Origin of the sequence: Bacillus sp. Y3 (genome assembly GCF_008123875.1) — a bacterium.
In the GTDB taxonomy this organism is placed as follows: Bacteria; Bacillota; Bacilli; order Bacillales; family Bacillaceae; genus Bacillus; species Bacillus altitudinis.
In genome coordinates this window covers 14,947-31,271 of the sequence record NZ_VSSC01000006.1, presented here as the reverse complement: position 1 = coordinate 31,271, position 16,325 = coordinate 14,947, and the positions used below count along the sequence as shown (strand labels likewise).

15 protein-coding genes are annotated in these 16,325 nt (G+C 41.5%); 7 read left to right on the top strand and 8 right to left on the bottom strand.

The window, feature by feature from the left end; all coding sequences use genetic code 11:
• Positions 1 to 74: 74 nt before the first annotated feature.
• Positions 75 to 560 carry a YbaK/EbsC family protein gene (locus FXF70_RS14790; RefSeq protein ID WP_148780519.1) on the top strand — a complete coding sequence of 162 codons (486 nt, stop codon included), beginning with the start codon at positions 75 to 77 and terminating at the stop codon, positions 558 to 560.
• Between the two features lie 79 nt (positions 561 to 639).
• On the opposite strand, the gene guaA is transcribed toward FXF70_RS14790, so the two are convergent.
• The 5 genes from guaA to FXF70_RS14765 all read right to left on the bottom strand — a co-directional run bounded on the left by guaA (position 640) and on the right by FXF70_RS14765 (position 7,734).
• Positions 640 to 2,181 (bottom strand): glutamine-hydrolyzing GMP synthase, encoded by a 1,542-nt coding sequence (gene guaA, locus FXF70_RS14785; protein WP_017359841.1) that lies wholly within the window; start codon positions 2,179 to 2,181, stop codon positions 640 to 642.
• Positions 2,182 to 2,365: 184 nt separating this feature from the next.
• Entirely contained in the window at positions 2,366 to 4,573 is a 2,208-nt protein-coding gene (locus tag FXF70_RS14780; protein WP_187424775.1) for a transglutaminase TgpA family protein, read from the bottom strand.
• A 9-nt stretch (positions 4,574 to 4,582) separates the two neighbouring features.
• Positions 4,583 to 5,773, bottom strand: coding sequence for a DUF58 domain-containing protein (locus tag FXF70_RS14775; RefSeq protein WP_148780517.1), 1,191 nt, complete (start codon positions 5,771 to 5,773; stop codon positions 4,583 to 4,585).
• A complete protein-coding gene (locus tag FXF70_RS14770) occupies positions 5,770 to 6,732 on the bottom strand; it encodes an AAA family ATPase (protein ID WP_008344348.1) in 963 nt (320 codons plus the stop codon). Before FXF70_RS14770 ends, FXF70_RS14775 begins: the two co-directional genes overlap by 4 nt.
• A 102-nt stretch (positions 6,733 to 6,834) precedes the next feature.
• The gene (locus FXF70_RS14765) at positions 6,835 to 7,734 is read right to left on the bottom strand and encodes a cation diffusion facilitator family transporter (RefSeq protein ID WP_008344349.1); all 900 of its coding nucleotides are present in this window, start codon (positions 7,732 to 7,734) and stop codon (positions 6,835 to 6,837) included.
• 482 nt (positions 7,735 to 8,216) lie between these two features.
• Between FXF70_RS14765 and gabP the strand changes: the two genes are divergently transcribed.
• The 3 genes from gabP (at position 8,217) to FXF70_RS14750 (ending at position 11,874) form a co-directional block, all read left to right on the top strand.
• Positions 8,217 to 9,605, top strand: a complete 1,389-nt coding sequence (gabP, locus tag FXF70_RS14760; RefSeq protein ID WP_017359846.1) for a GABA permease — start codon at positions 8,217 to 8,219, stop codon at positions 9,603 to 9,605.
• Between the two features lie 97 nt (positions 9,606 to 9,702).
• Entirely contained in the window at positions 9,703 to 11,232 is a 1,530-nt protein-coding gene (locus FXF70_RS14755; RefSeq protein WP_017359847.1) for a multicopper oxidase family protein, read from the top strand.
• A gap of 267 nt (positions 11,233 to 11,499) precedes the next feature.
• The gene (locus FXF70_RS14750; RefSeq protein ID WP_057078383.1) at positions 11,500 to 11,874 is read left to right on the top strand and encodes a carboxymuconolactone decarboxylase family protein; all 375 of its coding nucleotides are present in this window, start codon (positions 11,500 to 11,502) and stop codon (positions 11,872 to 11,874) included.
• 214 nt (positions 11,875 to 12,088) lie between these two features.
• On the opposite strand, the gene FXF70_RS14745 is transcribed toward FXF70_RS14750, so the two are convergent.
• Positions 12,089 to 13,138, bottom strand: a complete 1,050-nt coding sequence (locus FXF70_RS14745; RefSeq protein WP_148780515.1) for a hypothetical protein — start codon at positions 13,136 to 13,138, stop codon at positions 12,089 to 12,091.
• A gap of 73 nt (positions 13,139 to 13,211) precedes the next feature.
• The gene (locus FXF70_RS14740) at positions 13,212 to 13,580 is read right to left on the bottom strand and encodes an RlpA-like double-psi beta-barrel domain-containing protein (protein WP_003213878.1); all 369 of its coding nucleotides are present in this window, start codon (positions 13,578 to 13,580) and stop codon (positions 13,212 to 13,214) included.
• A gap of 209 nt (positions 13,581 to 13,789) precedes the next feature.
• Here FXF70_RS14740 and FXF70_RS14735 point away from each other — a divergent pair, with 209 nt between their 5' ends.
• From FXF70_RS14735 to FXF70_RS14725, 3 genes are all read left to right on the top strand, one after another.
• Positions 13,790 to 14,464 (top strand): hypothetical protein, encoded by a 675-nt coding sequence (locus FXF70_RS14735; RefSeq protein ID WP_035703504.1) that lies wholly within the window; start codon positions 13,790 to 13,792, stop codon positions 14,462 to 14,464.
• 321 nt (positions 14,465 to 14,785) lie between these two features.
• Positions 14,786 to 15,253, top strand: coding sequence for a hypothetical protein (locus FXF70_RS14730; protein ID WP_017366718.1), 468 nt, complete (start codon positions 14,786 to 14,788; stop codon positions 15,251 to 15,253).
• Between the two features lie 138 nt (positions 15,254 to 15,391).
• A complete protein-coding gene (locus FXF70_RS14725; protein ID WP_017366717.1) occupies positions 15,392 to 15,742 on the top strand; it encodes a DUF4064 domain-containing protein in 351 nt (116 codons plus the stop codon).
• A 45-nt stretch (positions 15,743 to 15,787) separates the two neighbouring features.
• Here the strand turns inward: FXF70_RS14725 and FXF70_RS14720 are convergent, their stop codons facing one another.
• The gene (locus tag FXF70_RS14720; RefSeq protein ID WP_039170032.1) at positions 15,788 to 16,213 is read right to left on the bottom strand and encodes a hypothetical protein; all 426 of its coding nucleotides are present in this window, start codon (positions 16,211 to 16,213) and stop codon (positions 15,788 to 15,790) included.
• Between the last annotated feature and the right edge of the window lie 112 nt (positions 16,214 to 16,325).

The following is a 16,325-nucleotide window of genomic DNA, read 5'->3' as shown; positions in this document are numbered from 1 at the left end:
GACACTTATCTTTAAAGTAAAATTTTAAAATCAAGAAAATGTCAAATCAATACGAATAAAAAGGAGACATCATCATGTCAATCAAGCAAGTAAAAGATTATTTTAAACAATATGAAATGGATACTCGAATTCAGGAATTTTCAGTATCTAGTGCAACCGTAGACTTAGCTGCTTCTGCATTGGGCTGCGAACCTGAAAGAATCGCAAAAACACTCTCCTTTCTAGTAAATGGACGAGCTATTTTAGTTGTGACCTCTGGCGATGCAAAAGTTGATAACAAAAAATTCAAAGAATATTTTAAAACAAAAGAGAAAATGCTGCCTCCTCAAGAGGTCGTTGACTTGGTCGGTCATGAAATTGGCGGAGTATGTCCTTTTGCTATAAAGAATGGTGTTTCTGTTTATTTAGATATGTCACTCAAACGTTTTGAGACAGTCTATCCAGCCTGCGGGAGCAGTAACAGTGCTATTGAACTCACAATCAAACAACTAGAAAAACACTCCGGTTATACACAATGGATTGATGTGTGTAAGGGATGGAATGATGAATTCACACAATAAAATGGAAGGAACAAGTGCAATTAAACATAAAAAAGAGCTAGAAACCCTTGATATACAAAGGTTTCTAGCTCTATTATAACTACTCCCACTCAATCGTAGCAGGCGGCTTACTCGTAATATCATACACCACGCGGTTAATATGCTTCACTTCATTCACGATACGAGTCGAGATCTTTTCAAGTACATCCCAAGGGATTCTTGCCCAATCACTCGTCATACCGTCAATAGACGTAACAGCACGGATACCGATTGTGTAGTCGTATGTTCTTGCGTCACCCATGACACCTACGCTGCGGATGTCTGGGAGAACCGTGAAGTATTGCCAGATGTCGCGCTCAAGGCCGAAGTTGGCAATTTCTTCGCGTAGAATCGCATCCGATTCACGGACGATTTCTAGTTTTTCTTCAGAAATTTCACCTAGTACACGGATTCCTAGTCCTGGACCTGGGAATGGCTGTCTCCATACGATGTCGTCTGGAATACCTAGCTCTGACCCTAGAGCACGGACTTCATCCTTGAATAGCGTATTAAGTGGCTCAATCAATTCAAACTGCATGTCTTCTGGAAGACCGCCAACGTTGTGGTGAGATTTGATTGTTTGTGCCGTTGCTGTACCACTCTCAATGATGTCAGTGTAAAGCGTTCCTTGTGCTAAGTAGTCGATTCCTTTTAGCTTGTCCGCCTCGTCATCGAATACATAGATGAATTCGTTACCGATGATTTTACGTTTTTGCTCAGGATCAGACACACCTTTTAGCTTGTTTAAGAAGCGATCTTTCGCATCTACTTTAATCACGTTCATGTTGAAACCTTCGCTAAATGTTTTCATTACCCCTTCTGCTTCGCCTTTGCGAAGAAGACCGTGGTCAACGAAAATACATGTCAGCTGATCGCCGATGGCTTTGTGGATCAATACCGCCACAACAGATGAATCTACACCGCCGCTTAGTGCGCACAATACTTGTTTGTCGCCTACTGTTTCACGGATTTTCTGCATTTCGATTTCAATGAAGTTCTCCATTGACCATTTGCCATCGCACTCACATACGCCGAAGACAAAGTTCTTCAATAGATCATTTCCGTACTCAGAGTGACGTACCTCTGGGTGGAACTGAACGCCATAGAAATTCTTCTCAGCTAAGCTCATCGCTGAGTTTGGACAATGTGCACTTGTTGCATCAACTGTAAAGCCTTCTGGTACTTCAACGACAAGGTCACCATGGCTCATCCAAACGACTTGATCCGTTGGAAGGTCTTTGAATAGAGCAGGTGTTCCGTTAATATGAATGTCTGCTTTTCCATATTCACGCTGGCTTGCCGCTTCTACTTTCCCACCTAAATAGTGAGTCATCAGCTGCATGCCGTAGCAAATGCCTAGAACTGGAATGCCTAGATCAAAAATCTTTTCGTCACAACGGAAAGATCCTTCATCATATACACTGTTTGGTCCACCAGAAAGGATGATTCCTTTCGGCGCCATTTCTTTAATTTCTTCAGCAGTTAAAGTGTGCGGATGAAGCTCACTGTACACACCAAATTCACGAATACGGCGAGTGATCAGCTGATTGTACTGACTACCGAAATCGAGAACCAAAATCATTTCATTTACTAAATTTGTCATGGTGTCACCTCTATGTCCAATATAGTTTTTATAAACGCACAGAAAAAATGAGAGGAGAAAACCTCTCTCAGTGTAAATCACGCTTTTGAAGCGCCCAGACTCACATCCGAACGCTTCAATTTCATGTATTTTAGAAGGTTTTAATATTCACCTATTCTAACAACAGGAAGGTACGGGGTCAAGACTATCTCCTGTTTATTAAATTTTCCCATAACTTCACCGACTGCCGCCAAAGCGCCGACGCATCTTCTCGCCTGTAGAGCGCCCGCTCATAGAACTGCGTTAGTTCAGACATGTGATGATTCCCTTCCTTGTCATCGATCAAAGAAGCAAATTCTCTTAGCGTCATGCCTGGCTTTTTCTCGATCCCTCTGCGCCTTAGCTGTTTTAATAGAGCAGCATACGCGTAGAAAAAAGCTTCCTCATCTGGCAGACGTTTTACCTTTCTCACAATAAAGATTGGCAGCCACCTTGCTCTGAACCGGTAAAGCATCCAGCCTATGAAACCAAGAAAGACAATCACACCTGCTGCGTAGCCCAAGATTGAACCAACATGAACCATACTTGGCTTCGCTTTAGCTGCTTTTTCCTCTTGTTTGGCCGGCTGTTCTGTTTCTTGTTGCTGCGGCTGTTGTGTCTGCTCGTTTTCTTGTTGATCAGATGCGGGCTGATCTTTTTCATCCTGTTGATCATCTGTGTGGTCGTTGTTAGCCGTGGTTTCATTCGTAAATGTCTCTGGGTTCGTGAACCCTTTTGTCGGTTCAAAAGTCACCCAACCACGGTTTGGAAAATACACCTCTACCCATGAATGAGCATTGTTATTGGTCACTTCATACACATTGTTTCCATCCATCTGTGTTTCATATAACTGACCAGACGTATATCCTTTCACCCATCTCGCCGGAATTCCAATTGAGCGAAGCATGACAATCATCGAGGTTGAAAAGTTATCACAATAGCCAATCATCGTATCAAATAAGAACTGATCCACATAGTCTTCGTCACGCCCAGGCACAGCGACATTTTGGGTTTCATATGAAAACTTCGCAGATCCTAAATAATCCTCAATCGCTTTTGCTTTATCATACATATTATCCTTCGTTTCCGTTAAGCTGTTCGCCAATGTTTTCACACGCTCTGGCAACGAGGATGGGAGCTGCAAGTATTCACGTCCGACCTGCTGGTTCACTTGCTGCTTGGTCGGTACTTTGATCCGCTGTAAATCCTCTAGGATAAATGTAGGTGATAAGAAGCTGACTCGATAGTTCCCTAAATTTTTGGGCGGGTTTTGAGTAGACGGCACAATTTTCTCCGTTTTGCCCATCATTTGCAGTGGAATGTTTTCCATTGGCGTCAGCATAACCGTACCAATCGGATAAACAGCATGATTAAATCGATAATTTGATTCCATATCGACTCTTGTTTCATGCTCCTCTGTTTTCACGCGATTGGTAAACCACCGGTTCGGCACTTCATTCCCTTTTAACCGAGTAGGTTTCGTATCATTTGAAGCATCCTCCCAGCCTTTCCCCGTGTAAATACTTTTTGTTTCTACACGAAAATAAGACGGCTCTTTTCCGCTCCATTTAAATACCGGTGTACGGTCCTCACTAAACGGTCCCCCAAGCGACGAATCATCCGCACTATATCCCACCTTATTCTGCCCGGCAGAACCATCTTGATTCGTGACCGCTTTAAAAAACGGGACAGGGTCAGGCCATTTCGGATCAGATTTTGGCAAAGACGCACCGAGTGATGCTGATACAAGAACAAGCGCAAGCATGGGTAAGAACCAATTGAGACGCGCTTTCTGTGACACCCGCACACCTTCAGCCGAACGAAGCCTGTCGAAATAGAGCAGGCCAAGTAAACAAAAGCCAAATACCATAATTCGAATGATCGCAAAAGTCGCATCATAAGGCGTAAACGTATCAAGAATCGTGACATATACAATCGTCATCAGTAAAAAGAAAAAGATACGCTGCTGATACACAACCCAATAATGAAGCAAATAAACAAGTAGCCAAAGCAAAATATAAAACAACAATGTGCGGAAAGACGGATACATGTCACTCCACATGCCCATGCTCATCAAAGAAATATTATCTTGAATATCAGCAAACAGCGCAGGCAAATAACTTGGCTCTGATTGATAAAAAATCAAATATAATGCGAGCAAGATCAATCCAGCACAAATAGGAAACGTCACATACCACTTCAATCGAAAGAACGTAAACAAACACGTAAGCCCTATAAAAATGATGAAATAAGACGTATGACTCGTCTCTGTAAAATCTTGAAGCGGACGAAGCCACTCCCAAAGCAGCAGAAATGCGACAGCATAATAGATGAACAACTCAAAACGGCTTTGCCGCTGATGCATATGCAGCATAAATGTTTGTCACCTCACAGTTCTTTCGTGCAGCCGGTCCTCAAATAAAAGGGTCGTGTGTATCCCAGAAGCTTTAAGCCGGTCCACAAGCTGTTTTTCTTTTGCCGTCAATCGATCAACGGCTCTCTTCACTAAAAGAACGGTGATGTTCTTTCTGTTTCGATTCCCAAGTAAAATGACAGCAAGCTCTTCTTGCAGATGACCTGTCACCACATACTTTCCTGTCTGCTGGTGCTCACTCGCTGTTAATGATTGATAATCAGGTGCACGAGAAGGCTGATACTGCACCTTTGTTAAATAGTAGAGCATGTCCTGTAAATGCCTCTCTCCTTGATCCACTCGAAATAAGTGCTGATACCCAAGCGGGACAAGGCCTACCGGCACCCCTTTTTTCACAGCCGTTTGCAGAACCGATGCGGCCATAGACACAATCGTTTCAAAAGCGGCTTCATCTGTAAAATCAGCAAACACCACCAGATCCTTTGTCTGATTCTGTTCAAACTCCTTCGTCATAAGCTGACCTCTTCTAGCTGTTGTCTTCCAGTCCACCCAAGCGAAACGGTCTCCTTGCTGGTATTCACGCACACCTGTCGTCACATTTGTCGGTTCATTTAACCAAGAGTGCACCGCTTTGCCTCCATTTTCATTCACCGATGCAGCAGATTCAACAGGAATATCCAACATTTTAGGATACACAAGCAATTTTTTCTCTAGTGGAAGAATCACTTCTTTTTCAACAAACCCAAACATATCACCCGTTTTGATTCTAACCGCCGTCAATTGATGCTCTCCCCGCATGATGTCATTGAATTGATACGAAAATCGCCACGTTTTCCGAAACCATGGAAAGATCATTCGTTTCATTTCAATCTGTTCCTGTAAATGGAAGGTATCCGGCGGGTCATCCTCAAGTATGACGTACACGTACGGAAATAGATTCGTCCGCTTGATTTCAAGGTCAACAGACAGCACATCCCCTGCCTTTAACCGGGTATGCTGTAATGTCCTTTTGGCTGTTGCACGAAGTGGAACAAGGGCAAACAGCAAAGCATACAAAGCATATGGTGAAAATGCATAAAAAAGGAACCAGCTCACAAAGCCGCCCTGAAACATGGCATAGCAAAAGACTGCTGCCGTGAGGAGAAGGAGCATAAACACCCGTAACCATAGTGAAAAAGCGAAACGGTCACGTGACTTCATTGAGTCATCGACTTTTGAACTGGTACGCCAATATGCTCAATCATCTGTCGCAACAGTGTCTCCGCCTTCTTCCCTTCATACGTTGCTTCTGATGTCAAAATCATGCGATGCGGCAATGTGTAAGGCGCCAAATACTGTACATCATCAGGAATCACATAATCCCGCCTGTTCAACAGCGCATACGCCTGAGCCGCTTTCATCAATGCAATTGAACCCCTTGGGCTCACGCCTAAATAGACAGACGGATGATTTCGCGTCGCTTGGGCAATTTCGACAATATATTCTTTAATCGACGCATCCACATGTACGGTCTGAACCGCTTGCTGCAAAGCATGGATATGATCTTTTGTCATGACTGCCTGAAGCGTGTCAATTGGCGTTTGCTTCTCCTGCAAATTCAGCACCTCAAGCTCCTCCAGCATGGTTGGATACCCCATCTGCAGCTTAAATAAGAAGCGGTCCATTTGCGCTTCTGGAAGTGGATAGGTTCCCTCATACTCCACTGGATTTTGCGTAGCCATCACAAAGAAAGGATCTGCCAGTGGCATCGTTTCTCCGTCCACTGTGACACTGCCTTCTTCCATCGCTTCAAGAAGGGCTGATTGTGTTTTAGGAGAGGTTCGGTTGATTTCATCAGCCAAAATAATCTGCCCCATAATCGGTCCTTGTCTAAATTCAAACTCATTTGTCTTTTTATTATAAATCGACACACCTGTTACATCTGAAGGCAAAAGGTCAGGCGTAAATTGGATTCTCTTAAACTCACACCCAATGGATTTTGCCAGAGCACGAACCATCATGGTCTTCCCAACGCCAGGCACATCCTCTAATAGCACATGCCCCTTCGCCAAAATCGCAACAAGGCTTAATATCGCAATATCTTTTTTCCCTACCATTACTTTATTGATGTTATCTACGATTTTTTGTAAATCTGAATGCATCGGTTCATCAAATGCCATCCTGATCCTCCTATCACGTTTCCGTCAATTTTCATATAGTCTAACTTTACCATACAACACGCATTTGCATGAAACATCAACACGTAGAAAAAAGAAGCCTTCTCACGATGGAAAAGACTTCTGCTCCTCTTTAGGCTCACTTGCTGGTTCCATATGAACATGAGAGTGTAGAATATCATGTTCCTGCTTCATTCTGCGTTCAATTTCATCTGCAATATCATGGCTTTCTGCGATGTTTAAATGCGGTTCTACTTCAACGACCACATCCACATGGACGGTGCTTCCAAGATAACGAGCTTTAATGTCTTTCAAATCGCCCACTCCTGGTGTCGCTTCAATCGTCTCTTTATATTTAGACATATCTTTTATATGAAAACCGTCCGTTAACGAATGAGACGCATCTCTGAAAATCTCCCACGCCGTTTTACAGATAATTAAGCCAATCACAAACGCAGCAAGCGTATCAACCCACGCCAGCTGAAATTGAGAGGCGATAATTCCGACAAACGTCCCGATACTCACATAAGCATCTGATTTATTATCAGCCGCTGCCGCATATAGCGCCTGGCTATTAATTCGTTTAGAAAGTTTACGGTTATACATATACACGCCATACATCACAACAGCACTTCCTGCTGCCGTCCAAGCCGCAATCATATCAGGCGTTTGATGCTCTGATGAGAAAAGCGACTGGCCTGCGCTCAGCAAAACCTGAAGCCCGACAAGCATCATAATAAAGGAAGCCACAAGTGACGCAATATTTTCAGCTCTAAAATGACCGTATGGATGATCCTCATCAGGTGGCTTCTGAGAAATACGCAGCCCAATTAATACGGCAAGCGAAGCAATGATATCAGTCGTATTATTCAAGCCATCTGCGGAAAGGGCTTCTGAATGAAACACATACCCAATGATCAGTTTGACAGCAGATAAGATCACATAGGCTATAATGCTGACCCAAGCACCTGTTTCACCTTGTCTTAATTCGTTGTAGCGCTCCATACCGAACAGCGCCTCCTCACACATTACTTTTCTATATTTATCTTACAAAGCCAAGCCCGTGTGGGTCTACAGCAACATGATTCGCTTGAATCAGCAAAATAGGATACATAGAAATGTGTTGACCTAAGCAAACTTATTTTTATAAGGTCAATTGACCTCAAGACCTACTCCCATCAACGTTTTTCAAAACCACCCCGAAAAATGAAAAAGAACAAAATCACTCTACTATGCAATTGTCAGAATAGTTTTATTTTAAAACACAACTTTTCTTTCTTCCTTCTTATGCTATTTTTAAGAATGGGCAGAGGAAAATAAGGGAACATAATCTCTCAAATCCTTTATACTTTTTAACATCATGTTAAGAGGTTTGAAATGTCAGTTTGATAACCTGTCCAATGCTGAATGACAATTCAGTATGATAAAATTTAAAATATTCTAAAAACAAACTCTCGAATAAAAGAGAAATGTTTGGAGGTAAAGAAATGTCCAACATGACAAACGGTCTTCAAAAAAACCTTAAGACAAGACATATTTCAATGATCTCCATTGCCGGGGTCATTGGGGCAGGGCTATTTGTTGGTAGTGGTGCTGTCATTCATTCTGCAGGGCCTGGATCGATTCTTTCCTATTCATTTGCCGGACTTCTGGTCATCTTTATTATGAGAATGCTTGGAGAAATGGCCTGTGCCTATCCGACAAGCGGCTCTTTCTCACAATATGCGAGTGACGCCATCGGCCCGTGGGCCGGGTTTACAATCGGCTGGCTTTACTGGTTCTTCTGGGTCATCGTCATCGCCATTGAAGCCATTGCCGGTGCTGCCATTATTCAATATTGGTATGGAGATGCACCTGTTTGGCTCACAAGTCTTATCCTCACAATCCTCTTAACTTTGACAAATATCTTTTCTGTTAAATCTTTTGGCGAATTTGAATATTGGTTTTCATTGATTAAAGTCGTCAGCATTATTCTCTTCCTACTCATTGGTTTTGCATTTATCTTTGGTTTTGGCGGTCATCATACTGCAGGTCTTGCCAATTTAACGGGGAATGGCGGTTTCCTTCCAAACGGATTTGGCTCTGTGCTCCTCGGGATTGTCGTTGTCATCTTTTCCTTCATGGGAACAGAGATTGTAGCAATTGCCGCAGGTGAATCAGCAGACCCTGTCAAATCTGTGACAACAGCTACCCGTTCAGTTGTATGGCGTATTATTGTGTTCTACGTCGGGTCGATCGCCGTCGTTGTCACGTTACTCCCATGGAATTCAGCGAATATTTTAACAAGCCCGTTCGTTGCAGTATTAGAATACATCGGTGTCCCATCAGCCGCTCAAGTCATGAACGTCATTGTTTTAACAGCCGTTCTTTCTTGTTTAAACTCCGGCCTATACACAACGTCCAGAATGCTTTATTCATTAGCAGAAAGAGGCGAAGCACCAAAACGTTTTATGAAAATCAGCAAACGCGGTGTCCCTGTAGCAGCGACAGTCGCAGGTACCTTCTTTTCCTATATTGCCGTCATGATGAACTACTTTTACCCTGAAACCATCTTTCTATTTCTAGTCAATGCCTCTGGTGCCATTGCACTTCTTGTCTACTTGGTCATTGCCGTTTCACAATTAAGAATGCGTCGTAAAATCGAAAAAGAAAATCCAGAACAACTCAAAATCAAAATGTGGCTGTTCCCATACCTTACGTACTTTACCATTTTGGTCATCTGCGCCATCTTGGCCTCTATGCTGTTTATCGAATCAATGAGACCTCAGCTCATACTGACAAGCATCATTACCATCAGTGTACTAGCCGCCTACTTCATCTTTAAACCGAACAAAAAAGTGCCTGCAAGTGCAGCGCTTGAAAATAAACACCCTTAATTCTCCCGCTGAAAAGCGGGTTTTTTTATTTTATTCACCTATTTGGATGTCCGCACTTATAATGTATCAAATTGATTTTAAGTGAGGATTAGTCAACATGAACCTAGAAAAGTTTGTTGACGAGCTGCCAATTCCAGAAGTCGCAGAGCCCGTCAAAAAAAACCCAAGACAAACGTATTATGAAATCGCTATGGAGGAGGTGTTCCTAAAAGTTCATAGAGATCTGCCCCCAACCAAGTTATGGACCTATAATGGCAGTTTGCCTGGTCCAACCATTAAAGCGAATCGAAATGAAAAGGTCAAAGTGAAATGGATGAACAAATTGCCGCTGAAACACTTCCTGCCTGTCGATCATACCATTCACGCTGGACACCATGATGAACCCGAAGTCAAAACAGTCGTTCACCTGCATGGGGGCGTGACACCTGCAAGCAGCGATGGTTATCCAGAGGCTTGGTTTTCGCGAGACTTTGAAGCGACCGGCCCCTTCTTTGAACGAGAGGTTTACGAATACCCTAATCACCAGCAAGCATGCACATTGTGGTATCACGATCATGCCATGGCATTAACACGATTAAATGTATACGCCGGATTAGCTGGCTTTTATTTGATCTCAGATGCGTTTGAAAAATCACTCGAATTACCGAAAGATGAATATGATATCCCTTTAATGATCATGGACCGGACATTCCAGGAGGATGGCGCACTATTTTATCCAAGTAGACCAAATAACACACCAGAAGATAGTGACCTTCCAGATCCCTCTATCGTGCCATTTTTTTGCGGGGAAACGATTTTAGTCAATGGAAAAGTATGGCCATATTTAGAAGTAGAGCCTCGAAAATATCGTTTTCGTATCTTAAACGCGTCCAATACAAGAACTTACGAGCTTCATCTAGATAACGACGCCACAATCTTACAAATTGGATCTGATGGCGGCTTTTTGCCAAGACCTGTTCATCACCAATCTTTTAGCATTGCACCTGCTGAACGTTTTGATGTCATCATCGACTTCTCAGCTTACGAAAACAAAACGATTGTTTTAAAAAATACGGCAGGCTGCGGTCAGGATGTCAATCCAGAAACAGATGCGAACATTATGCAATTTAAAGTCACTCGTCCGCTCAAAGGAAGAGCAGCTAAAACATTACGTCCGATCTTCAAACCACTGCCACCGCTCCGGCCGAGCCGAGCTGATAACGAGCGAACGCTGACCCTTACTGGCACACAAGATAAATATGGGCGCCCTATTTTATTACTAGATAACCAGTTTTGGAATGATCCTGTTACGGAAAATCCTCGACTTGGCAGTGTAGAGGTGTGGAACATCGTCAATCCAACAAGAGGTACACACCCTATTCATTTACATCTTGTTCAATTTCGAGTGATTGATAGAAGACCATTCGATACAGACATCTATCAATCAACAGGTGAAATCGTGTACACAGGACCAAATGAGGCGCCTCCTTTGCATGAACAAGGCTACAAGGATACAATTCAGGCGCATGCCGGTGAAGTCATTCGCATCATCGCTCGGTTTGTCCCATATAGCGGACGATATGTGTGGCATTGTCACATTTTAGAACACGAGGATTATGACATGATGCGGCCGATGGATATCATTTAGTAAATATGAAACCTCCTCTCTCTTAATTGCGTAATATGAAAAGGGCTAACAGCTTCTATATATTAGCCCTCTATTTTCTTTTCAATCTCCATGAGAAAAAACGAACAATGTATCGCATGAATGGCATTTTTTTGAACATTCCACACTTAAAAAGTTGACGAAGTAAACCGATAATACTACTATATACCCATTACCTCTATCAAAAGGCACTTAAGAAACCAAGCACGAACAAATAGAAAATCGTCATAAAAAACGGAGGAGTTCAATTTGAATGAAGAAAAAGAGACTTGCCAGTTCAAGCAAGAAACAGTGGCAGGTAACAGGGAGAAGCTTTCAATTCATGAAAACGAGAGCATTCGATCAAACATTGAACAACTAACAATTGAACTCGGTGAACAAAAAGAATTCAATCACTTCATATTAGATGAAAAACAGAAGGCCATCAGCACATTATCGGCTCTCATTGCAAAAGGTGATTGTGATGAAGAGTTAAAAGCTCATTTTGTACAAGCATTACATATCGGGCTCTCTGTTATAGAGATTATGGAGATCATTAAACACTGTACAAAGGTTGCAGGATTCCCTCATTCCATTAATGCCTTGTTTATTTTTCAAAACTTACTAGATGAAAACAATAAATAAGAGAAAACGAGAAGTCTTCTGTCCTCTCGTTTTTTTATTTCCACTTACTTTACTCTCTTACGCTGATTCTGTCACAGTAGCAAAATATCAAAATACCACTCATTTCCTTGCTTAAAAAGTGATGTTCATTTCACAAATCCGCATTTTTCACCGACACATCCCATGACAAAATAAAAAAACGTCCAGTTATATAAATTAACTGAACGCGCACCTTTTACCGATTGACAGTGAAATTGTTAACAATCCCGCCTTCTTTCTCCCAAGCGGTTTCTACTGTTTTCTTCTTAATATCATATTCAAAAATGGTTCTGACCTTCGCCTTTCGTCCTGTGTCATCCTTTAATTCCTTTGCGTTCTTTGCAACACCTAAGAAATAAACAGATGTACCATCCGCAGAAAATTGCGGCTGGGCAGCACTTAAAATACGCACATCTTGGCTGTTTTTAACAAGTGTCTTTGTTTTTCCTGTATCTACATCCATCACCTTAATAGATGATACTTCTTTTTCATTTCGAACCTTCACTTCTGTATAAATGAGTTTTTTATGATCTGGTGAAAAAGAAATATCATTGATGGTTTGAGAAATACGTGCAATTCGCTTTCCCTTCTCACCTGTTTGTAGGGTAATCTTCATGGTCGTTGGTTCAGGATCCATTCCTTTTTCATTTGCCTCATCCGTCTTTTTATAATCCTCTTTTAACGAATAATGCTGAATGGCCAACAGATTTGATGCTGGATCATAAGCAAAAGAACTCACCGTATCATCATCACTTTTTTCTGGATATAACACTTTCACTTTCTGTGTTTTCAAATCAAAAGACGCTACATAAAATTGCTCACCTGAATCCTTGTTATACCTTAAATATAACTGTTTTCCGTCACCAGAAAGTCTCATACTGTCGATTGAATCGTCACTCGTAAAGAGCGTTTTTTCTTTATCCGTTTTCACATTCAATTCCCGTATACTTACTTTTTGTGTGTCTTCATCTGTATACGTGTAGTATAAAAGCTGTTTTGCCTGATCATAAGCAATTGAAGGATATGCTGTCAGTTTCTCTGTATGAAGCGCCTTGTCATGCAAGTAATAAGTATTGTTTAACTTTTGATCCGTAAATGAAACAAGCAATTCGTCTTTTGCATCTTGATTTGTTTTCACTTTTCCTGCCTGTTTTGCCTCTTGCCCCGGCTTCATCATGAAGAAGATGACGGCCGCAATTGCTGCGACTACAATCACTGTGACGATCCACCATGTTGATTTTTTCATTAATTTTCAGACCCTCTCCACAAGAAAAGAAGCCAGAAAATGAACTTTTCCCGCTTCTTTGCATGCCTATGTATTAATAAGTGTAATGCCCTTTGACGACACCTTTACTCGTTTTATACCCAAGTGCTTTGAATGCTTTCGGACTTACGTCTAATACTGCGTTTGGCATTCTACCTACATCATATTTATATACTGTAATCACTTTATGTGGTTTCGCTTTTGTTGTCACTCTTAGTTTTGTACCTTTTTTCGGTACGTCAAATCCCATTTTTGTTGCTGCATCCCAATGACCGAGTTTTTTTCCATCTGCGCCTTTTTTACCGACACCATTATACCAAGTAATATTGCCGCTTACTTTTTTTGCACTTGCTCCATGTGAGAAACTAAACGCTAAAAATAAACTAGCTACTGTTACGATTGTCGCGATAAGCTTTTTATTCATTAAAAAATCCTCCGTATTTGGTTTCTGACCCTATTATACATGAAGATGCACCCAGTTATTTTACAGTCACATTACAATTCGAATACAAGTTGACCACTTAATGACCGATTTTGTTCATAAATTTCACCAAAAACAGCCAGAACATCGTAAGTAGACCTCCCCTTTCGTTTTATATAATAGAAATGAATCAAAGATAAGGAGGAATTTTCATGAAAAAGTGGTTCATCGTTTTGAGTGTAAGTTTGACCTTCGTTTTGATGCTTTCAAGTATTCCCGCCTCTGCGGCTGGTCCTCGTCACGGCGCCATCGTGACACAAACGGATGAAGCCAAATGGTCAGGTATCTCGGCTGATATTGTGCTGCCAAAAACAGCCACCATTAAAAATGGCTATGCCGACTGGTATCTTGGTCTCGGTTCTGCCGTTGTTGAAAGCGGAATTTCAAAAACATCTTCTGGCTATAAGGTCTTTTTAGGCAGCGGCTCCCAAGGCGGCAGTCAATATTGGAACAGTGAATACGATTCAAGTATTAAAGATGGTGCACGTGTCAACTTAAAGCTCATCAACAACGGTGATGGCACAGTGTCACTATACGTCAACGGAAAACTGCGTTATAAACAGCCTGTTTTCAATCCTAGTCGTCTGAAAGACCTCGATGTCGTCAAAATGGTACATGGCGTACAAGATAATGGAACAAACAGCTACTCGCAAGCAAGTTTCTCTAATGTACAGCTTCGTGCAAATACATCTGGAAGTGTCTATAAAAAATGGGACAGCACCATCAAATCATCCCTTTTACGCAAAAATCTAGAATCAGGTGCTCCGACTCCAAAATTCACGGTCATTTCGTCTATCCCACTTAGTACAACCCTTTCAGCACAATAAAACACGAGCACCCAACTTTGGGTGCTTCAAAATTGCTGACAAAGAGCTAAAATGATTTTATTTTAGCTCTTTGTCTTCTTTTCAGCGTGCAAGAAAACCTTTGCAGTCTAGGAAGGGCGAGCACCGGCGCGGAGCGAATTTGACATTCGTGAGCACCGGCGCGCAGGCCTGACACCGAATGCGAGGGTTTGTCTACACGCTGGAGCACCCAACTTTGGGTGCTTTTGATTGTTCACAGCTTATCAACACTTCTCTTTTAATCAAAACATCAATTCGTGGTAACATAAGCATACATACTTTGAAGAACAAAGGAGAAAGAACGTGAGAAAAAGTCTACTTGTTTTCATGAGTCTTGTTGCAACCTTCTCTATCCTAGCAGCTTGCTCAAATACGGCAAAAGAAGAAAAAACAGAATCTACGGCACTTCCAACGATTAATGAACGCATTCAAAATGAAACGAAAGAGGTCATGGAGCAGTCTAAGCTCGTAAAAGACACAGCGATCACCGTTGATCAAAAGAAAAAAGTCATTTCTTTAAACGTGACGGCTTCATCTGAGACCAATAGTGATTACGCTGAAGTCATTGGTTTGAACTTTGCCAAAACACTAGCTATTGGTGCATCCACTGAAAAGGAAAACAACCTGCATAAACCGGAAAATGACAGCCTCGGCGCCCTCTACTCCTTTTATGACCTAAACATTACCGTGAAACAGGAAAACGGAAAAGTACTGGCAAAAGGAAAGAAAACAACAAACGAAACAAAGATTACCTGGGAGAGAGCCCAGTAATTGGACAAGAAAATCCTTTATGGATTTTCTTGTTTTTTTTAACAAAACTATTAATATTGTGAAAAGAATGCCGATGAGTAAGATTGTGTTGGTTCTTAAGTACCAATAATTCTTATTTACATATCGGAGGAAAGTATCATGAAAAGAACGACAGAATTTGTTTTAGGCTTAATTGGAGGTATTTTGGGATTTTTCGGTGCAATGTTTGCACTTGCTTTTGGAGGACTAGATGCCGCATTTAATGAATCAGGTACGAGTCAATTCACAGGATTAGGCTGGTCAGCGATGCTTTTCTCTATTCTTGCGATTGTGGCATCTGTTATCGTGAAGAAAAAAGCAAAGCTTGGTGGCATTTTATTATTAGTTTCTGCTGTAGGCGGTATTATTTCTATTTTTGTGTTCTTTATCCTTCCAGCTGTATTAATCATCATCGCAGGATGCATGGGTGTGTTTAGAAAAGAGCCTGTCAAAACAGTTCCTGCTGAATAAAGTTGATATAAAAAAGCTTGTAGAGGGTCGCTCTACAAGCTTCTTTTATTGTATATTTTCATTTAAATCTTCTCTTATGATATCAATCAGCGTGTCAATATCCGAGTGAGCTCTAGATGCTAATCGTACCAGCAAATGATCGATATCCTCATACAAATGACGATCTTTCAACATATACTTCCCATAATACGGAATGACAAAGAAATAGAGCAAATCAGCTACTTCTAGTGCAACGTCATCACCAACTTCATTCTTTAGCGCCTCCCCAACACATTGGATCAGCCAATTCAAATCTTCTTTCTTTTCAATCGGAACGTACATCAGCTGATGAATACGGTCCGTATCTCCCGTTTGTAAAATCTGCTCCGCTGCTCCCTTTGATAGAGCACCAATCTCTTTAGAAGATATATTAAGAACCGCGAATTCATTCTCTGATCTGTCTTGATCCATTTGCAGCACGTTTTGGTCCATCTCGACTCACTCCCCGTTCTCAGATACTTTTATTATAAGGAATTCACCTGATTTTTTATGGAAATAGTGGATTTTTTTATGTAATTTTAAACAAAAAAAGAACCTATAATAT